Genomic DNA, 18,094 nt, shown 5'->3' with positions numbered 1-18,094 from the left:
GGGCCCCGCGACGTCGTGCGCGCACCCGCGCCGGAGCCGGGTGCGCCGTACCGGTCACGACGCCGCGGCCGCCCGCTCCGTCGGGTTCTCCGCGAGGCCCTGCACCGGGCTGTCCGCGGTGATTCCCTTGGTCGAGGCGATCACGTCGCGCAGTCGCCGGTTGAGCGCCTCGTAGAACATGCTCAGCGGGAACTCGTCCGGCAGCACCGCATCCACGAGCGCCTTCGGCGGCCCGTCCATCGGCAGCGCACCGGGCCCCTTGGCCCACACCGAACCGGGGTGCGGCGGCACGTACGCGGCGACCAGCGCGTAGCCGGCCAGCCAGTGGCCGACCTTCGAACGATCCACACCCGCGCGGTAGAGCCGGTCCACCTCGTCGTAGAGCCCGAGCACCGCGTCGGTGATCCGGTCCCAGTCCACGGTGAGCCGGTTGTCCGCCCACTCGACCACACCCGCGCGGTGCAGGTAGGCGAACAGCAGCTGCCCGCCCAGGCCGTCGTAGTTGCGCACCCGGCCACCGGTGACCGGGAAGCGGAACAGCCGGTCGAAGATGACCGCGAACTGCACCCGACGCGCGGTCGAGACGCCCTCGGCGGCCAGCGTGACCGCCTCGCGGAACGCGGTCAGGTCGCACCGCAGCTCCTCCAGCGCGTACATCCAGAACGGCATCCGCTGCTTGATCATGAACGGGTCGAACGGCATGGGACCGCGCATGTGGCTGCGGTCGTGGATCAGGTCCCACAACACGAACGCGTCCTGGGCGAGCTGCTGGCTCTCCACCAAGTCCACGGCATCCTGCGGAAGTTCCAGGCCGAGCGTCTGCGATGCGGCGGTTGCCACCCGGCGGAAGCGGGCCGCCTCGCGGTCGCAGAAGATGCCGCCCCACGTGTACGTGGGCACCTCGCGCACGGCCACGGTCTCCGGGAAGAGCACCGCCGAGTCGGTGTCGTAGCCGTCGGTGAAGTCGACGAACGCGATCGGCACGAACATCGCGTTGTCGTAGCGCCCGGCCTCCAGGTCGGCCAGCCACTGGGGCCACACCACGCGCAGCAGCACGGCCTCGACATTGCGGGTCGGGTTGCCGTTCTGGGTGGTCATCGGGAACACCACGAGGTGCTCCAGGCCGTCGCGCCGATCCTGTTCCGGGCGGAACGCGACGAGCGAGTCGAGGAAGTCGGGACGGCCGAAGTCCTCCGCGGACCAACGCCGAAAATCGGCCACGACCGCGTCGAGGTACGCCTCGTCGTGCGGGAACAGCGGAGCGAGCCCGGTGATCGAGGAGGTGATCTCGGCGACCAGCGCCCGGGCGGACGCATGCCCCGATGGCTCGATCGAACCGTCCTTGGCCTGCAACGGACGCAGGTCGGCGACGGATCGTTTGAGTTCGAGCCACAGCGGGTGATCAACGGCGGTACGGACGGCTACGCGGGTCATGTTCGACATGGAACCCTCTCAGGAGAAAGCAGGAACCACGGTCAGGCGAACCTATGTCAAAAGATTTTAACGCCGCAAGGCCCTTTCGAACGCAATCTTATCGTCGTGGGTACGTTTTGCCCGAATAAGTTGAGATTAAGACCTGGATCTCGGTGCCCGAATCGGCACACCCGTGAAATCGAGGACCCGCACCTGCCGGAGGACACGAGATTCGGCCGTCCCGGCCGGCCACGCCCGTGGCCATCGACCGTCGATCCGCCGGTTCCCTACGGTCTGCCGTGCTGAACGGAATGCTGATTCCGCTTGGTGGAACAGTCGGTCCGGCGATGCCCCGGATCCGCCTCCACTCCCACTGCCCGATCCGGCGATCCCGTATGTCTCGGCCCGATGTCCCTGGCCCGATGCCCGCGGCACCATGCGCGCGGCACCATGCCGGCGGCCCGCCGACCGACCCCGGTCCCGCCGCCCCGACGCCGGTCGCGACACGGGCGTAGGCCCCGCCGAAGTACTCGGCGGGGCCTACGTCGTGACGCTGGATCAGATGGCGAGCTGGGTGCCCACGCCGATCACGTTCGGGTTGCCCCCGATGACGCCCGCGTTGGCGGCGTACAGGGCCTTGTAGCCACCCTTGACGCCGAGCTTGGCGGCGACCTCGGACAGCGTGTCACCGGCCTTGACGGTGTAGGTGCCGGAGCCCGACGCCTGCTTGGTCGCGGCCGACTTCGGCGCGTCCTGCTTCGGCTGCACCCGGACCTTCGGCGCGTTGCCGTCGGAGGTCTTCGGCGCGTTCTCGGTCACGGACTCGGCCTTGGGTGCGGCCTTCGGCTCGACCTTGCTCTTGGTCTTGCCGGTGGTCGACGAGTCGGCCGTGGCGGAGGCGTTGCCGCCCTTGCCCAGACCGGCCTTCTGCGAGCAGACCGGCCAGGCGCCCGGACCCTGGCTCGCCAGGACCCGCTCGGCGACCGCGATCTGCTGGTCCTTGGTCGCCTGCGCGGCGCTGGAGGCGTACTGGCTGCCGCCGAACGCGTTCCAGGTGCTCGGGGTGAACTGCAGACCGCCGGAGAAGCCGTTGCCCGTGTTGATGCTCCAGTTGCCGGTGCTCTCACACTGCGCGACCGCGTCCCACGTGGACGAGGACGCGGCGTTCGCGCTGCCCGCCATGCCCACGAGGGGGAGGACGAGACCCGCACCGGCGGCGACGGCGATGCCGGCGCGACGGCCACGAGAGAGCGAGCGAACGGGAGCGGTGATGGCACGGAAGGTCATTGATTACCTCGTCGGGCGCCTGCGAAGTTAGCTGTCGGGTTCGGACGATTGGCCCGGCCTCGCCTGGAACAGGCATGGCTTCACCCCAGACATCGACATGGCCGATGCCGGCACTTACTCGGTTCCCCCGCTCCTGCCGCCAGTCGATATCGACTGCATCCCTCGGGCGGCGGCAGGATTCGGCGTACCGCCCGGGGAGTCCGCTTGTGCGAACAACCACGAAGCTACGCACCGCTCCGCCGGGTTGGCAAACATTTCGGGTGATTTGTGAGGTCCCCCATAGGGAGGAATAACACTGATTTGCCCGATTTGTCGCCATCCCTGCAGGTCACGGTGCCGGCGTCGACGGTGCGCGGCCGCGTGGTCACCCGTGCTTCAGCGACGAGCTATTCCGTCGCGGGCAGCTCCACAGGTACGACTACCCGTTCCTCGTCCCAGAGGAACGTCGCACCGCCGGTCGCGAAATTGGCGACATCGGCCACCGTGGCCCGCCCCTCCGGCGAATCCAGGGTCGCCTCGATACCCGCGCGAGACGGCGCGTACAGGCCGACCACCAGGTAATAGGGCGGCTGCGCGCCGGACGGGTCCGGTTCGCATTTGCCGATGGTCCAGCCGGTGAGCCCGGGCATGGTGCGGGCGAGCGGCACGTGCTTCTCCCAGTAATAGGCGTCGAACGCCGCCGGGTCCTCGGGGTGGCCATACAGCACGGTCAGCTTGTACACGCCGACTCCTCACGGTCGTGTGGTGGATGTGCGTCCTGCCGTTGGTGCCTGTGCGTCCGGCGTGTGGTGCCCGGATGGGTCCGGCGCGGTGCGCTACCGAAGGGCGATGTTCTTGAACGCCCGCGCCTGGTCGGTGATGGCCACCTCGGTGGGCAGCCGTTCCATGCTGGAGGCGCCGAAGAAGCCCACCACGCCGGTGGTGTGGGCCAGCACGTACGCGGCGTCCTCGGGTTCGGCGATCGGCCCGCCGTGGCACAGCACCAGCACGTCGGGGTTCACCTCCGCCGCCGCGTCGCGCATCTGCTGCACCCGCTCCACCGCCTGGTCGAGCGTGACCGCGGTGGTCGCGCCGATGCTGCCCTTGGTGGTCAGGCCCAGGTGCGGGACCAGGATGTCGGCGCCCGCCGCGGCCATCGCGCGGGCCTGCTCGGGGTCGAAGACGTAGGGGGCGGTGAGCAGACCGCGCTCGGCGGCCAGCCGGATCATCTCCACCTCCAGCTCGTAGCCCATCCCGGTCTCCTCCAGGTTCTGCCGGAAGACGCCGTCGAACAGGCCGACCGTGGGGAAGTTCTGCACACCGGCGAAGCCCATCGCGGCGAGCTGGTCCAGGAAGTGCGGCATGATCCGGAACGGATCGGTGCCGCACACGCCCGCCAGGACCGGGGTGCCCTGGACCACCGGCAGCACCTCGCCCGCCATCTCGACCACGATCGCGTTGGCGTCGCCGTAGGGCAGCAGTCCGGCGAGCGAACCCCGACCGGCCATCCGGTAGCGGCCCGAGTTGTAGATGATGATCAGGTCCACGCCGCCGGCCTCGGCGCACTTGGCCGACAGTCCCGTGCCCGCGCCCGCGCCGATCACGACGCCGCCCTGCTCGACCGTCCTGTGCAGTCGGCCCCGCGCCTCGCGTCCGTTCATCTCAGTCCACGCGTCCCTTCGTGATCATCTCGTGCAGTCGATCCGCCGCCGCCGTGGCGAACTTCGGATCATTGATGTCCGTCGCCGCCTCGTGCACCTCGACGGAGCTGCCCGCGAGCCCGGCCCGCAGCTCGTCGAACAGCGCCTTGTCGGCGACGGAATCGTAGAAGGGCGCGCCCTCGACGTCGATCGCCGAGACCCCGTGCAGGGGCAGGTAGAGCGCGGTGGGGCCGGTCGCGGCAACCAGCTTGGCGGCGATCCGCCGGCCCAGTTCGGCGTTCTCCGCGGGGGTGGTGCGCATCAGCGTCACCGTCGGGTTGTGCACGTACAGCCGGCGCTCCTCGAACCGCGCGGGCACGGTGTCGCGCGGGCCGAAGTTGACCATGTCCAGCGCACCGACGCTGACCACCTGTGGCAGCCCCATCCGCCCGGCCGCGGTCAGCCGCTCGGGGCCCGCGCTGAGCACTCCGCCGACCAGGTCGTCCGCCAGCTCGGTGGTGGTCAGGTCGAGGATCCCGGCCAGGAAGCCCGCCTCGGCCAGATTCTCCATCGACGTGCCGCCCGCCCCGGTGGCGTGGAAGACCAGCACCTCGTAGCCGAGTTCGGTCAGCCGCTCGCGCGCGGCGTCCACCGCCGGGGTGGTCACCCCGAACATCGACGCGGCGACCAGCGGGCGGCCCTCGCCGGTCACCCCCGCGACCGCCGCGCGATCCTCGGCGTAACCGCCCGCCATGCCGGCGATGGCATCCGCCGCGTTGCCCAGGATGCGCTCGGAGAGTCGATTGATCCCGGCGATGTCCACGACGCTGTACATCATCGTCACGTCCACCGCGCCGACGTACGGCGACACGTCGCCCGCCGCCATCGTGGAGACCAGCAGCTTGGGCACGCCCACCGGCAGCGCGCGCATCGCGTGGGAGGCGATCGCCGACCCGCCCGAGCCGCCCATCGCGAGCACACCGTCCACCCGGCCCTGCTCGTACAACTCGCGCAGGATGGACGCGGCCCCCTCGGCCATCGCGGTGGTCGCCGCGCCCCGGTCGGCCCGGGTGCGCAGGTCGACCAGATCGGTGCCGGCCGCCGCCGCGACGTCGGCCGCCTGCACGTCGGCCTGGGCCAGCGACTCGCCCAGCACGCCCACGTTCATCAACACCACCTCGGCTCCCCTGGCGCGCAGCCGGTAGGCCAACCACGCGTATTCGGATCCCTTGGTGTCGAGCGTTCCGATCAGTACGACGGTGGGCATCGGTGCCTCCGGTGGGGTCGGTAGGGCTTGCCGGGTTGACGCTTCGGCGGCGAACGGCCGCGCACAGTAACCCAACCGGATGATCATGGCGATTGAAAGCACCGTGCGGTAGGACGGGGGACGAGTTCCGAAGTTTTGGCACGTCACGGAGGTATCGATGGCGGAGGAACCGGACGGACGGGTCGCAATCGTCGCCGGAGCGGGCGACGGCATCGGGCGCGCCTGCGCGCTGGCTCTGGCCCGCACCGGCGCGGATCTGGCGCTGGCCGCGCGACGGCCCGAGCCGTTGCGCCGACTCGCGGACGAGATCCGCGAACTGACGGGCCGTCGGGTGATCGCGGTACCGACCGACCTCGCCGAACAGGCCGCGTGCCGGGCGCTGGTGGACACCGCGGCGGATGAACTCGGTCGGGTGGACGTGGTGGTCAACGTCGCGACCTACAACCCGTCCGGGAGGCTGGAGGACTTGGATCCGGCGGAGTTTCGGCGGGCCTTCGAGATCAACGTGCTCGGCGTACTGGCCGTCTCGCGCGCCGCGTTGCCGTACATGCGCGCGGTCGGCGGCGGGTCGATCGTGCAGATCAGCTCGGAGGCGCCGCGCGCGAAGCTGGTGAACCTGGGCGCGTACGCCGCGACCAAAGCCGCGATGGAGGTCGCCTCCGGCGTGCTGGCCAAGGAGGTCGGCCCGGACGGCGTGCGGGTCAACGTGGTCGTCGCGGGCTACACCGAAAACGCCAAACTGGCCGCGTACATCGCCGACATCGCGGCGCGCCGGGACGTGCCCGAGGCGGCGGTACGCGCCGAGATGACCAGGTCGTCGGCGCTGCGCCGGATCACCCGACCCGAGGACATCGCGGACGCGGTCGCGTTCCTGGCCTCCTCCGGAGCCCGGGCCATCACCGGCACGATCACCCCGGTCACCTCGGGCGTCTCCTTCGGCTGACCCGCAGCGGCCCGCGGCGGCTCACGGCCGTCACGGCGGTGGCCGTCACGGCGGTGGCCGTCATGGCGGCCGCGGCGGTCCGCACCGCGCGCCCCGCCCGCCGTGAGCGCGCGCTCAGCGCAGCTTGAGCGCCAGGAAGAAGTCCACCTTGTCCTCCAGTCGGGCCAGCCGGCGCCCGGTCAACTCCTCGATCCGGCCGATCCGATAGCGCAGCGTGTTCACGTGTACGTGCAACCGCGCCGCACACCGGGTCCAGGACCCGTCGCAGTCCAGGAACGCCCCCAGCGTGCCCACCAGATCGGCCTGGTGGCACGCGTCGTACACACGCAGCGGCTCCAGCAGCCGGCCGCGGAACGCCCGCCGCACGTCCTCCGGAACCGCCGCCAACAGCGCCACGTGCGAGGCGAGTTCGGCGTGTCCGACCACCTCGACCCGACCGGGCCGGGTACCCGCGATCCGGCCCGCGTGCCAGGCCTCCTCCAACGCGCCGCGCAGCCCGTCCGCGCGGGCCACCCGTGCGCTCACCCCGATCCGCACCCGCACGCCGCCCGCCGTGGTCCCCGCCGGCGCGGCCAGCCGCTCGCGCAGCAGCCGGGTGGTGGGGTCCGACTCGGTGCCGTCCCCCTTCGGCGGATCCTCGCCCGGAATCAGCGCCACCGCGCCCGACCCGGTCTCCGAGACCAGGGCGGCGCTCGGTTGATCCGCCAACGCCTCCTCCAGGAGCTCCCGGGCCAGCCGGCGGGCCTCGCGCGCGGGCAGGTCCGGGATGGTCGCGGTGGCGAATTGCCAGTGCGTGCGGCCCGCGTCGTCCGGTTCCGCGCCCCGCAGCCGCGCGGCCACCTCGGCCGGGTCGGCGCCGGCCGCGAGCAGGTTCAGCACGTCCTCGGACAACCGCCGGGTGTGCCGGCGCCGGTCCTCGACCCGGTCCCGGCCCACCGACACCAGGCGGACCAGTTCGCCCAGCAGGGCCTGGTGCCGGTCCGGCCGGTCGGTGACGTCGTCCTCGACCACGAGGAACCAGTCGCCCCACGTGTCCGGGTCGGCCGAGCCGCCCGCCTCGGGCACCGGGAGCAGCGAGAACGCGCGCCCGTCGACCCGATGGCGAGAGGGCACCCGGGCCCTGCGCTCACGCGCGGCGAAGTGCGCGCGGGCCATCCCGACCCGCAGCCCCGGTGCCAGGTCGGGCCCACCGGCGGCGACCTGGCGCCCGGTCAGCGAGAGCACCCAGCAGTGCATGTCGATGTCGGCCGCGATCAGCCCGAGCACCCCGTCCAGGCCCGCCCCGCCGGCGGCGGCCTGCACCAGCCGGCGATGCCGGTCGACCACCGCGGTCAGGTCGGTCGCCCGTTCGGCGGAGATCCGGCGGATCACGAATTCGGTCAGATGCGCGAAGGACAGTTCCTCGGCCACGGCGAACAGCGGCAGATGGTGCCGCTCGCACGCGCGCACCAGATCGGCCGGGATGTCGCCGATCTCGGCCTGCCCGGCGGCCAGCGCGGTGGCCCCGCCCGCGACCAGCACCCGGACGAAACGATCCGAGTCCGCCGGCTCCGCCCGCCAGCCCATGCCGGTCAGCACCAGGGCGCCGGCGGTCAGGTAGCGACTGGGGTCGTGCAGGTCGGTGGTCATCACGGCGCGCACCGACCGATCCAGTTCCGCCTCGCCGACCAACAACCGGATCCCGGGTATGCCGGCACCGGCCGTGCCATCGCCGAGAAGCGCGCGCAATCGCATCGGCGGCCCCCTCTCGATCGGGCCGGGTGCGGCCTGGGCCGCACCCGGCGGATCCGTCATACCGGCTCGACCACCGGACGAACACTTGGAGAAAAGTACGGGAACCACCCCCGCTCGACACGCCTGGGTCGTGCCTTTGGTGGGTACTCGCAGTGACCCTCGTCTCGGTGTACTGGTGCGCACCCTGCGAACCGGGCAGACCCGAAGCGAAGCGCCCCCGCGACGGGTACAAGGACGGTAGGGCCATACGCAAGGCAGAAGGAGACACCCGTCATGGAATTCCTGCGGCCCGCGACGTGGGAGGAGGCGCTCGCCGTCAAGGCGCAGCACCCGTCCGCGGTCCCGATCGCCGGTGGCACCGACGTGATGGTCGAACTGAACTTCGACCGGCATCGTCCGGACGCCCTGCTCGATCTCAACCGCATCCGCGAGCTGCACACGTGGCGGATCGAGGACGACGACACCGTGCGCCTCGGTGCCTCCGTGCCCTACTCGAAGATCATCGACGCCCTGCACGACCGGCTCCCGGGCCTGTCGCTGGGCGCGCGCACGGTCGGGTCGCCGCAGATCCGCAATCGGGGCTCGGTCGGCGGCAACCTGGGCGGCGCGTCGCCGGCCGGCGACGCGCACCCGCCGCTGCTCGCGTCCGGCGCCACGGTCGAGGCCGCCTCGGTGCGCGGCACCCGGCTGATCCCGATCGACGACTTCTACCTCGGGGTCAAGCGCAACGCACTGGAGCCGGACGAGCTGATCCGGGCGATCCACATCCCCTCGGCGACCGGGCCGCAGCAGTTCGCCAAGATCGGCACCCGCAACGCGATGGTGATCGCGGTCTGCTCGTTCGCGGTCGCGCTGCACCCGCGGACCCGGAACGTGCGCACCGGGATCGGCTCCGCCGCGCCCACCCCGCGCCGGGCGAGCGAGGCCGAGGCGTTCATCCGGGCCGAGTTGCACGACACGGGCCTGTGGACCTCCGGCGCGGAGTTGCCCGCGGCCACCGCCGAACGCTTCGGCGAACTGGTGGCGCGGGCCGCCGCGCCGATCGACGACGTGCGCGGCTCGGCCGCGTATCGGCGGCATGCGCTGGCCGTGCTGGCGCGCCGCACACTGCTCTGGACCTGGAACGACCACCGCGCCACCGGGAGGGCCGCCGCATGAGGGTCACATTCACCGTGAACGGCCGCCCGACCGTTGCGGACGACGTGTGGGAGGGCGAGAGTCTGCTCTACGTGCTGCGCGAGCGGGTCGGGTTGCCCGGTTCCAAGAACGCGTGCGAGCAGGGCGAGTGCGGCTCCTGCACGGTCTACCTGGACGGCGAGCCGGTCTGCGCGTGTCTGGTCGCCGCCGGCCAGGTGCAGGACCGCGAGGTCGGCACGATCGAGGGCCTGGCCGACGGCGACACGTTGGACCCGGTCCAGCAGGCGTTCGTGGATACGGGCGCCGTGCAGTGCGGATTCTGCACGCCGGGCCTGGTGGTCCAGACGCACGACCTGTTGAGCCGGGTGCACCACCCCTCGGACCCGGAGATCCGCGAGGCGCTCTCCGGCAACCTGTGCCGCTGCACCGGCTACGAGAAGATCATGGACGCGGTCCGCCTGGCCGCCGCCCGCAAGGCGGACGCGCGCGATGCGGCCCCGACCGGCCTGGAGGGCTGAGCCGTGGCCACTTTGACCAAGCCGCAGAACCTCCGGGACGTGGCCGCGCCCGGCCGGGACGGCGTCGGCGCCTCGCCGATGCGCCCGGACGGCATCCTCAAGGTCAAGGGGGACTTCGCCTACGCCTCGGACCTGTGGCACGAGGACATGTTGTGGGGCATGGCGCTGCGCAGCCCGCACGCCCGGGCCCGGATCCGGTCCGTCGACGTGGCCGCGGCACTGGCCCAGCCGGGTGTGTACGCGGTGCTCACCCACGAGGACATCCCGGGCAGCAAGTTCTACGGCCTGGAGATCCGGGACCAGCCGGTGTTGGCCATCGACGAGGTGCGCTTCCACGGCGAGCCGATCGTGATCGTCGCGGCCGACCATCCGGAGACCGCCCGGCGCGCGATCGCCAAGATCGTGGTCGACTACGACGTGCTGCCCCCGATCGGGCCGGTCCAGGCACTGGACCCGGAGCGGTACGGCTACGTGCACGCGCCCGCCGACTACAAGGCACACGCGTCCGGCAACATCGTGCACAGCCAGCACATCCACCACGGCGACGGGGATTCGGCCGAGGTGCGGGCGCTCGCGGACGTGATCGTGCGCGGCGAGTACGAGGTCGGCATGCAGGACCAGGCGTTCCTGGGCCCGGAGTCCGGTCTCGCGGTGCCCGCCGAGGACGGCGGCATCGACCTGTACATCGCCACCCAGTGGCTGCACGTGGACCAGCAGCAGATGTGCCCGGTGCTGGGCCTGCCGCCGGAGAAGGTACGGCTCACCCTGGCCGGCGTCGGCGGTGCGTTCGGCGGGCGTGAGGACATCTCGATGCAGGTGCACGCGTGCCTGCTCGCGCAGCACACCGGCAAGCCGGTCAAGATCGTCTACAACCGCGAGGAGTCGTTCTTCGGCCACGTGCACCGCCACCCCGCGACGATGGTGTTCGAGCACGGGGCCACCCGGGACGGCAGGCTGGTCTTCGTCAAGGCCGAGATCGTGCTGGACGGCGGTGCCTACGCGTCCTCGTCCCCCGCGGTGGTCGGCAACGCGGCCTCCCTGGGCATCGGTCCGTACGTGATTCCGCACGCGGTGGTCGACTCGACGGCGGTGTACACCAACAACCCGCCATGCGGCGCGATGCGCGGCTTCGGCGCGGTGCAGATGTGCTTCGGCTACGAGAGCCAGATGGACCGGCTGGCCGCCGAACTGGGCCTGGATCCGGTCGAGTTCCGCCGACTCAACGCGATGGAGCAGGGTTCGGCACTGCCCACCGGGCAGATCGTGGACGCCCCGGCACCGGTGGCCGAACTGCTCCGGCGGGTCAAGGAGATGCCGCTGCCGGAGGTGGCGAACCGGCGTACGGCGAACGGGCCGGACCTGCGCGAGTTGCCGGGCGGGCTGTCCAACTCCACGCACGGCGAGGGCGTCGTGCGCGGGATCGGCTACGCGGTGGGCATCAAGAACGTCGGCTTCTCCGAGGGCTTCGACGACTATTCGACGGCCCGAGTCCGGCTGGAGGTGATCGGCGGCGCGCCGGTCGCGCTGGTGCACACCGCGATGGCCGAGGTCGGCCAGGGCGGGGTCACCGTGCAGGCGCAGATCGTGCGCACCGAGTTGGGTGTGGACCAGGTGACCATGGCGCCGGCGGACACCCGGGTGGGCTCGGCCGGTTCGACGTCCGCGTCCCGGCAGACGTACATGACCGGCGGGGCGGTGAAGCAGACGGCCGAGGCGGTGCGTACGGTGCTGCTCGCCCGGGGCCGGGACCGGTACGACTGGGCCCCCGCGTTCGCGGCGAGCCTGCGCCTGTCCGGCGGCAAGGTGCTCACCGCCGCGGGCGAGGTGGTCGCCGACCTGGTGGACCTGCTCGGCGACGAACCGGTGGACGAGACCACCGAGTTCCGCCACCGCCCGACCGAGGCGTTCGACCGGGTCACCGGCCAGGGCTTCGGGCACGTCCAGTACACCTTCTGCGCGCACCGCGCGGTCGTGGACGTGGACGTGGAACTGGGCCTGGTCAAGGTGGTCGAACTGGCCGCCGCGCAGGACGTGGGCAAGGCGATCAACCCGCTGGCCGTGGTCGGCCAGATCCACGGCGGCAGCACCCAGGGGTTGGGTCTGGCGGTGATGGAGGAGATCGTCGTCAAGGACGGCAAGGTCCGAAACCCGTCCTTCACGGACTACCTGATCCCCACCATCCTCGACACCCCGCCGATGCCGGTTGACATGCTCGAACTGGCCGACCCCCACGCCCCGTACGGACTGCGCGGAGCCGGCGAGGCCCCCACCCTCTCCTCCACACCGGCCATCATCGCCGCAATCCGCGCAGCAACCGGCCTCCCCCTGAACCGAGTACCAATCCGACCGGAACATCTCACCGCAACCTGAGACCCACAACCCCACCGCCCCAATCCGACAGGCCACCCGGCCCGGCCGGCGCATGAGGCGAACCAGCCAGGCCGGCGTTTGAGGCCACCCAGCCTCGCCGGCGCTTGAGGCGAAGTAGCCCGGCCGGCGTTTGAGGCCACTCAGCCCCGCCGGCGTTTGAGGCGAAGTAGCCCGGCCGGCGCTTGAGGCCAAACAGCCCGGCCGGCGCTTGAGGCCACCCAGCCCCGCCGGCGTTTGAGGCGAACCAGCCTCGCCGGCGTTTGAGGCGAACCAGCCCGGCCGGCGCTTGAGGCCAAACAGCCCCGCCGGCGCTTGAGGCGAACCAGCCCGGCCGGCGCTTGAGGCCAAACAGCCCCGCCGGCGCTTGAGGCGAACCAGCCCGCCCCAACGTGCGCTTGAGGCCACCACGACTACAGCGAGGCCCCCCAGCGGGAGCCTCGCTGCTGGTCACAGGTGGGTTCAGTCGCGCTTCATGGAGCCCTTGATCTTGTTGATCGCCTCGTTGGCCTTGTCCTTGGCACCCGCGATGGTGTCCTTGGCCTTGGCCGAGCCCTGATCCTGCTGACCCTCGTCGCGCAGATCCTCGTTGCCGGTCGCCTCGCCGAGCTTCTCCTTGGCCCGGCCGCTGACGTCCTGGGCCTTGTTGCGGATGTTGTCGTCGGTGCCCATGTCTCGGGTCTCCTGTCGCGGTTGACCGTGCGCGTCCGTTGATCGCGCAACGTCCAGCCCGACCTATTACCGCAAACGACCCATTCGACACACTTTTGTGACGTTCGTGACTCTTGTCACCTGGCTCGGGAGATCTCCACGTTCTCCAGAACACCCAGCGCATCCGGCACCAGGACCGCCGCCGAGTAGTACGCCGTGACCAGGTAGGAGATCAGCGCCTGCTCGTTGATACCCATGAAACGCACCGACAGCCCGGGCTGGTACTCGTCCGGCAGACCGGTCTGGTGCAGGCCCACCACACCCTGGTCGTCCTCACCCGTACGCAGCACCAGGATCGAACTGGTGCGCGCCTCGGAGATCGGGATCTTGTTGCACGGGAAGATCGGCACGCCGCGCCAGGCCGGGATCTGATTGCCGCCCACGTCGACCGTGGTCGGGTACAGGCCGAGCCGGCTGCACTCGCGGCCGAACGCGGCGATCGTGCGCGGGTGGGCCAGGAACAGCCGGGAGCCGCGCCGGCGACTGAGCAGTTCGTCCATGTCGTCCGGCGTCGGCGGGCCGGCCTGGGCCTGGATGCGCTGCTCGTAGTCCGCGTTGTGCAGCAGACCGAAATCGGGGTTGTTGATCAGCTCGTGTTCCTGCCGCTCGCGCAACGCCTCGATGGTCAGTCGCAGCTGCTGCTCGATCTGATCCATCGGCTGGTTGTACAGGTCGGCCACCCGGCTGTGCACCCGCAGCACGGTCTGCGCCGCGCTCAACTCGTACTCGCGCGGATTCAGTTCGTAGTCCACGAAACTGCCCGGCAGCACCGCCTCGCCGTGGTGGCCGGCGGACATCGGGATCGCCGCCTCACCCTTCGCGTTCTGCGGGCGGCTACTGGCCTCGGCGTACTCCGCGAGGTGCTCGCGCAGGCTGTCGGCATGCAGCCCGTCGAAGGCGTCCCTGGGCAGCTCCAGCACGATCACCGAAGTGGCCGCCGTGGCCGTGTAGTCCCACGACGACTCCCGGTCGACGAGCATCTTCTCGCCGAAGTGGTCGCCGTCGCCGTGCAATCCGAGCGAGGTGCGATCGCCGTAGGGACCAACCCCGGACTTGGCGACCTTGCCGTGCACGACCAGAACCACCCGGTCGTTCGGCTCACCCATCGTCGCGAGCGACTCCCCCGCCGCGTACTCCCTCCGCACGAAGCGATCCGCCAATGCGCGCAGCACCTCGTCGTTCTCGAACCCGCGCAGTGGCGCCAGCTCGCACAACTCCGCCGGGATCACCCGGACTTCGGAGCCGGTCTGGACGAACTGCACGCGCCCGTCGCCCACTCGGTAACTCAACCGCCGGTTGACCCGATATGTACCACCCGACACCTGGACCCACGGCAACATCTTCAGCAACCACCGCGACGTGATGTCCTGCATCTGCGGGACGGTCTTGGTGGTGGTCGCGAGATTTCGCGCCGCCTCCGTCGCAAGACTCGAACGAGTCAGCGTGTCCTGGGCTTCACTTCCCGTGCCGGCCCCAGCATCGATCGACAACGATTCCGCCTCCCCTGGATGCACCGGCCGCTCCCCTGGCTGAACCGGTCTGCGCGGTCAATCGTTGCCGCTGCGGAGGCAGCCGGCCATTACCCGAACGGGTGAGACTGAAGAGGCGTGGAAGTGGCTATGTAACAACGGTTGCCCGTGGAGTTCGCACCCACTCGGACGCCCGCCGAACGGCCGACAACGGAGTCGACCCGCATCAGCTGTCCCGAGCGGTTCCTTCGCCGGGCGGTTCCGGGGTGTCGAAACGGTTGCGAAGGGCCGTCAGGCCGGCCTCGGTCAGCCGGCCCGGCAGCCGGAGTCGGGCCACCCCGCCGTCCGGGAAGACCTCGATGCGCACGTGCGTGACGGGCCGCCCACCGGCGAGGCGGAAGCGGTGCCGAGTGTCCGGCTGGACCCGGGTGCGGGGCAACAATTCGAACCACGCGTCCGGGTCCACACCCGCGTCGCAGCCGACGAGCGCCACCCAACCCGGCGCGTTGCCCAGGTAGTTGTCGATGTCGATCTCGGCGGCCAGTACCTCGGCCTGTCCGGCCAGGCGCACCCGCACCCAGTCGTGCCCGTGGTCGCGCCGGCGCCGGGTCTCCCAACCCTCGCCCATCACCCGCGAGCGACCCGGCGCGTTGAGGTTGTGCGGCGAGGAGAAGTATCGGTCGCTGGCCGCCTCAGCCACCGCGCCGTACTCCTGCGCGGCCAGGTCCACGGTGAGCCCGTCCAGCCAGGCCGGGTCCGGTACCGCCTCGCCGTACACACGCAGCCTGGCCACCCCGCCGTCGGGGAAGATGTTCAGCCGCACGTGGGTGAACCGCTGCTCGGCGGTGACCGCGAACGGGTGTGCCGTATCGCCCTCCAGGTCGGTGCGCGCGACGATCGTGGTCCACCGCACGGCGGGGTCGAGCAGTTCCGCCACCGAGGGAGTGCCGGGCACGGCCGCGGCCTCCACCGACGCGCTCGGCGGGTAGTTGCCGGTGAAGAACGCGGTGTCCACCACGATCCCGCGCAGCACACCCGGCACCCCGAGCCGGACGATCGCCCAGTCGTGCGCATCGGCCTCGGGATGCGGATGCTCGGCCGAGGGGCCCCGCCGGCGACGGGTCTCCCAGCCGTCCATGATCTGGCCCCTGGGCCCGAACGTACGCGGGCTGAAGACCGGCGGTTCGGCTCTGAGCAGGTTCTCCTTCTCGGCGAACCACTCGTCGTTGGCGACCGGCACGCCCGCCCCGAGGGCGCGTGCGGCCAGGTTGACGTACTCGGTGAAATCGCTGCTCAAGGTCAACCTCCTTGTGTTGAAAGGGAGTTCACGAAACTCGGCGATGACCCGAGACAGTGCGGGGACAGGCCGTCCCCGCGCCGCCGGCGCATCCCCGCGGTGATCACGAGGCGGTCTCCGTCCGGTCCAGGAGCCGCCCGCGGGGGCTGCCGTGCACGTCCACGGGCGCGCCCGCGAGCCACGTGGTGCGCACCGCGCCGGTGAGCACGCGACCCGCGTACGGGGTGATCGGGTTGCGGTGGTGCAGTCCGGCCGGGTCCACGGTGAACACCGCGTCCGGGTCGAACGCGACCAGGTCGGCGTCGTATCCGGGTGCGATCGCGCCCTTGCGGGCCAGGCCCACCAGCCGGGCCGGGCCGGCGGACATCAGCGCGACCACGTCGGCCAGTGCGAGGCCGCGGGCGCGGGCCTCGGTCCACACCGTGGGCAGGCCCAGTTGCAGCGACGCGATGCCGCCCCAGGCCGCGGCGAAGTCGCCGACGTCCAGCCGTTTGAGGTCCGCGGTGCACGGCGAATGATCGGAGACCACGGCGGCGAACGAACCGGCCGCGATCGCGCGCCAGAGCCGGTCGCGATTGTCCCGGGAACGAATCGGCGGGCAACACTTGAACGCGGTATCGCCCGCCGGGACGCCCTCGGCGACCAGGGTCAGGTAGTGCGGGCAGGTCTCGGCGGTGACCGCGATCCCCGCCGCGCGGGCGGCGTCCAGGAGCGGCAGCACGTCCGCCGAGGACACGTGCAGGACGTGTACCCGGGCACCGGTGCGCTCGGCGGTGGCGAGCAACTGCTCCACCGCGACGGTCTCGGCCGCGTCCGGTCGCGAGGCCAGAAAGTCGGCGTACGCCCGGCCGGGCACCTGCGGCGCGGCGTCCAGCACCTGCGGCGCCTCCGCGTGGATGATCGCCAGCGCGCCGAGCCGGGCCTGTTCGGTCAGCGCCAGGTCCAGTTCGGCCGCGTCCACGTGCGGGAACTCGTCGACGCCGGACGGCGCGAGGAAGCTCTTGAAGCCGTACACGCCGGCCCGATGCAGTGGCTCCAGTCGGTCGGTGTTGCCCGGGATCGCACCACCCCAGAAACCCACATCCACGTAGACCCGGCCGCGTGCCACCTCCTGCTTGACCCGCAGCGCATCGAGCGTGACGGTGGCCGGGATCGAGTTCAGCGGCATGTCGATCAGCGTGGTGACGCCGCCGGCCGCCGCGGCCCGGGTCGCGCTGGTGAAGCCCTCCCACGCGGTGCGGCCCGGTTCGTTGATGTGTACGTGGGTGTCCACCAGGCCCGGCAGCAGCGCGAGTTCGCCCTGATCCTCGACCGGTGCGCCGGCAGCGGTGCGGTACGGCAGCACGTCCACGATCCGGTCGCCGGCCACGACCACGTCGGCCGGCCGCTCGCCGGCCGGGGTGAACACCCGGCGCGAGCGCAATACGAGAGTGGGGGTATGGGTCACGACGCATCCTCCGAGTCCACCCGGTGCACCTGCGCGGCCCGCTCGCTCGGCCGGTCCCGGACCGGTAATCCACCTGCGTCCGCGACGAGTTCGTCGACGCGGGTCACACGGTCCGCACCGAGTTCGACCCGCGCGGCCCGGTGCGCGAACGCGGCGTCCAGGACGCGCACGTCCTCGCGCACGTCCTGCGGCGGGGCGCCCTTCTGTGGCCCGTACACCGCCGCGGCCCCCTTCGGGCCGGGCAGTGAATGGTCCACGTCCGAGGCGATCACCACCTCGGCGCCCGCCGGTCGGGCCGCCGGGTCACCCCGCTCGATCCGGTCCAGCCGCGCCGGCGCGGCCCCGCCGGAAGGCGACCCCGCACCCGCCGCGTCCACGGTGCCCTCGCCGTCGTCGGCGATCGGCGACCTCCGTACGTCCGCGTCCGGACGGACCAGCCGGATCCCGGCAGCGATCCCGGCAGCGATCCCGAGGGCGGCCTGCGCCGCGGTCAAGGCCCCCTTGCCGGCCGAGGTCCCCTCGAACCCGTCGGGGGCCACGACGACGACCGGTCCCATACGCTGCTCCTTCGGGTGGGCTGTGCGTGCCGTTCGGGTGGGCCGTCCAGGGACACTGTCCACGCCCTCGGAAGGGCCGTCCAGGGCTCAGTCAACTACGCGGCTGCGGCCCTCGGGGGGATCGACAGGGCCGGCGACCGCCCGCCGACGCGGCCGCACCACCGAGAACCGGGGTCGACGTCGGCAGACGGGATCGACGGGGAGCGGCTTCGGCCACGAAACCCGCCGGCCGCCCAGGCCGCCCAGGCCGACGAATACGATCCTCGCCTGCGCGGGGCCGACCGTCGCGGGGATCCTGGCGGTGCACGCTCGGACGCCAGTGCCGCGC

15 protein-coding genes and 1 riboswitch are annotated in these 18,094 nt (G+C 71.5%); of the genes, 4 read left to right on the top strand and 11 right to left on the bottom strand.

The genetic code is table 11. The features are described 5' to 3' along the window. Positions 1-54: 54 nt before the first annotated feature. The 5 genes from ACIBM5_RS15785 to ACIBM5_RS15765 all read right to left on the bottom strand — a co-directional run bounded on the left by ACIBM5_RS15785 (position 55) and on the right by ACIBM5_RS15765 (position 5,586). Positions 55-1,443: a DUF6421 family protein gene (locus ACIBM5_RS15785; protein WP_396007353.1), complete on the bottom strand. Its 1,389-nt coding sequence runs from the start codon at positions 1,441-1,443 to the stop codon at positions 55-57. 528 nt (positions 1,444-1,971) lie between these two features. Continuing rightward, on the bottom strand, positions 1,972-2,700 hold the full coding sequence (locus tag ACIBM5_RS15780) for a transglycosylase family protein (RefSeq protein ID WP_396007352.1): 729 nt from the start codon (positions 2,698-2,700) through the stop codon (positions 1,972-1,974). After that, positions 2,701-2,892, bottom strand: a riboswitch (cyclic di-AMP (ydaO/yuaA leader). It lies immediately after the preceding gene. Positions 2,893-3,086: 194 nt separating this feature from the next. Next, complete coding sequence (locus ACIBM5_RS15775) at positions 3,087-3,422, bottom strand: EthD family reductase (RefSeq protein WP_391589447.1); 336 nt, start codon at positions 3,420-3,422, stop codon at positions 3,087-3,089. A 93-nt stretch (positions 3,423-3,515) separates the two neighbouring features. After that, positions 3,516-4,340, bottom strand: coding sequence for a phosphoenolpyruvate hydrolase family protein (locus ACIBM5_RS15770; RefSeq protein ID WP_396007351.1), 825 nt, complete (start codon positions 4,338-4,340; stop codon positions 3,516-3,518). A 1-nt stretch (position 4,341) separates the two neighbouring features. Continuing rightward, positions 4,342-5,586: a Tm-1-like ATP-binding domain-containing protein gene (locus ACIBM5_RS15765; protein WP_396007350.1), complete on the bottom strand. Its 1,245-nt coding sequence runs from the start codon at positions 5,584-5,586 to the stop codon at positions 4,342-4,344. A gap of 157 nt (positions 5,587-5,743) precedes the next feature. Here ACIBM5_RS15765 and ACIBM5_RS15760 point away from each other — a divergent pair, with 157 nt between their 5' ends. Continuing rightward, the gene (locus ACIBM5_RS15760; RefSeq protein ID WP_396007349.1) at positions 5,744-6,529 is read left to right on the top strand and encodes an SDR family NAD(P)-dependent oxidoreductase; all 786 of its coding nucleotides are present in this window, start codon (positions 5,744-5,746) and stop codon (positions 6,527-6,529) included. A gap of 114 nt (positions 6,530-6,643) precedes the next feature. On the opposite strand, the gene ACIBM5_RS15755 is transcribed toward ACIBM5_RS15760, so the two are convergent. Then, positions 6,644-8,263, bottom strand: a complete 1,620-nt coding sequence (locus ACIBM5_RS15755) for a PucR family transcriptional regulator (protein ID WP_396007348.1) — start codon at positions 8,261-8,263, stop codon at positions 6,644-6,646. Positions 8,264-8,536: 273 nt separating this feature from the next. On the opposite strand from ACIBM5_RS15755, the gene ACIBM5_RS15750 reads away from it, so the two are divergent. From ACIBM5_RS15750 to pucD, 3 genes are read left to right on the top strand one after another with little or no spacing between them, the layout of a single operon-like run. Next, on the top strand, positions 8,537-9,421 hold the full coding sequence (locus ACIBM5_RS15750) for an FAD binding domain-containing protein (RefSeq protein ID WP_396007347.1): 885 nt from the start codon (positions 8,537-8,539) through the stop codon (positions 9,419-9,421). Next, the gene (locus ACIBM5_RS15745) at positions 9,418-9,918 is read left to right on the top strand and encodes a (2Fe-2S)-binding protein (protein WP_391589441.1); all 501 of its coding nucleotides are present in this window, start codon (positions 9,418-9,420) and stop codon (positions 9,916-9,918) included. The genes ACIBM5_RS15750 and ACIBM5_RS15745 overlap by 4 nt, the downstream gene beginning before the upstream one ends. Before the next feature lie 3 nt (positions 9,919-9,921). After that, the gene (pucD, locus tag ACIBM5_RS15740) at positions 9,922-12,288 is read left to right on the top strand and encodes a xanthine dehydrogenase subunit D (RefSeq protein WP_396007346.1); all 2,367 of its coding nucleotides are present in this window, start codon (positions 9,922-9,924) and stop codon (positions 12,286-12,288) included. 459 nt (positions 12,289-12,747) lie between these two features. Here pucD and ACIBM5_RS15735 read toward each other — a convergent pair whose 3' ends face one another. The 5 genes from ACIBM5_RS15735 to ACIBM5_RS15715 all read right to left on the bottom strand — a co-directional run bounded on the left by ACIBM5_RS15735 (position 12,748) and on the right by ACIBM5_RS15715 (position 17,766). Further along, complete coding sequence (locus ACIBM5_RS15735; protein WP_391589439.1) at positions 12,748-12,957, bottom strand: CsbD family protein; 210 nt, start codon at positions 12,955-12,957, stop codon at positions 12,748-12,750. Between the two features lie 116 nt (positions 12,958-13,073). After that, complete coding sequence (locus tag ACIBM5_RS15730) at positions 13,074-14,486, bottom strand: family 2B encapsulin nanocompartment shell protein (RefSeq protein WP_396007345.1); 1,413 nt, start codon at positions 14,484-14,486, stop codon at positions 13,074-13,076. A 205-nt stretch (positions 14,487-14,691) separates the two neighbouring features. Continuing rightward, the gene (gene alc, locus ACIBM5_RS15725; RefSeq protein ID WP_396007344.1) at positions 14,692-15,762 is read right to left on the bottom strand and encodes an allantoicase; all 1,071 of its coding nucleotides are present in this window, start codon (positions 15,760-15,762) and stop codon (positions 14,692-14,694) included. 103 nt (positions 15,763-15,865) lie between these two features. After that, positions 15,866-17,209, bottom strand: a complete 1,344-nt coding sequence (allB, locus tag ACIBM5_RS15720) for an allantoinase AllB (RefSeq protein ID WP_396007343.1) — start codon at positions 17,207-17,209, stop codon at positions 15,866-15,868. Continuing rightward, entirely contained in the window at positions 17,206-17,766 is a 561-nt protein-coding gene (locus ACIBM5_RS15715) for a glycerate kinase (protein ID WP_396007342.1), read from the bottom strand. The genes allB and ACIBM5_RS15715 overlap by 4 nt, the downstream gene beginning before the upstream one ends. Positions 17,767-18,094 lie beyond the last annotated feature (328 nt).

This window comes from Embleya sp. NPDC050493 (assembly GCF_044458105.1).
GTDB lineage: Bacteria > Actinomycetota > Actinomycetes > Streptomycetales > Streptomycetaceae > Embleya.
The sequence above is the reverse complement of the archived record's forward strand: the minus strand, read 5'-3'. Positions and strand labels throughout refer to the sequence as shown.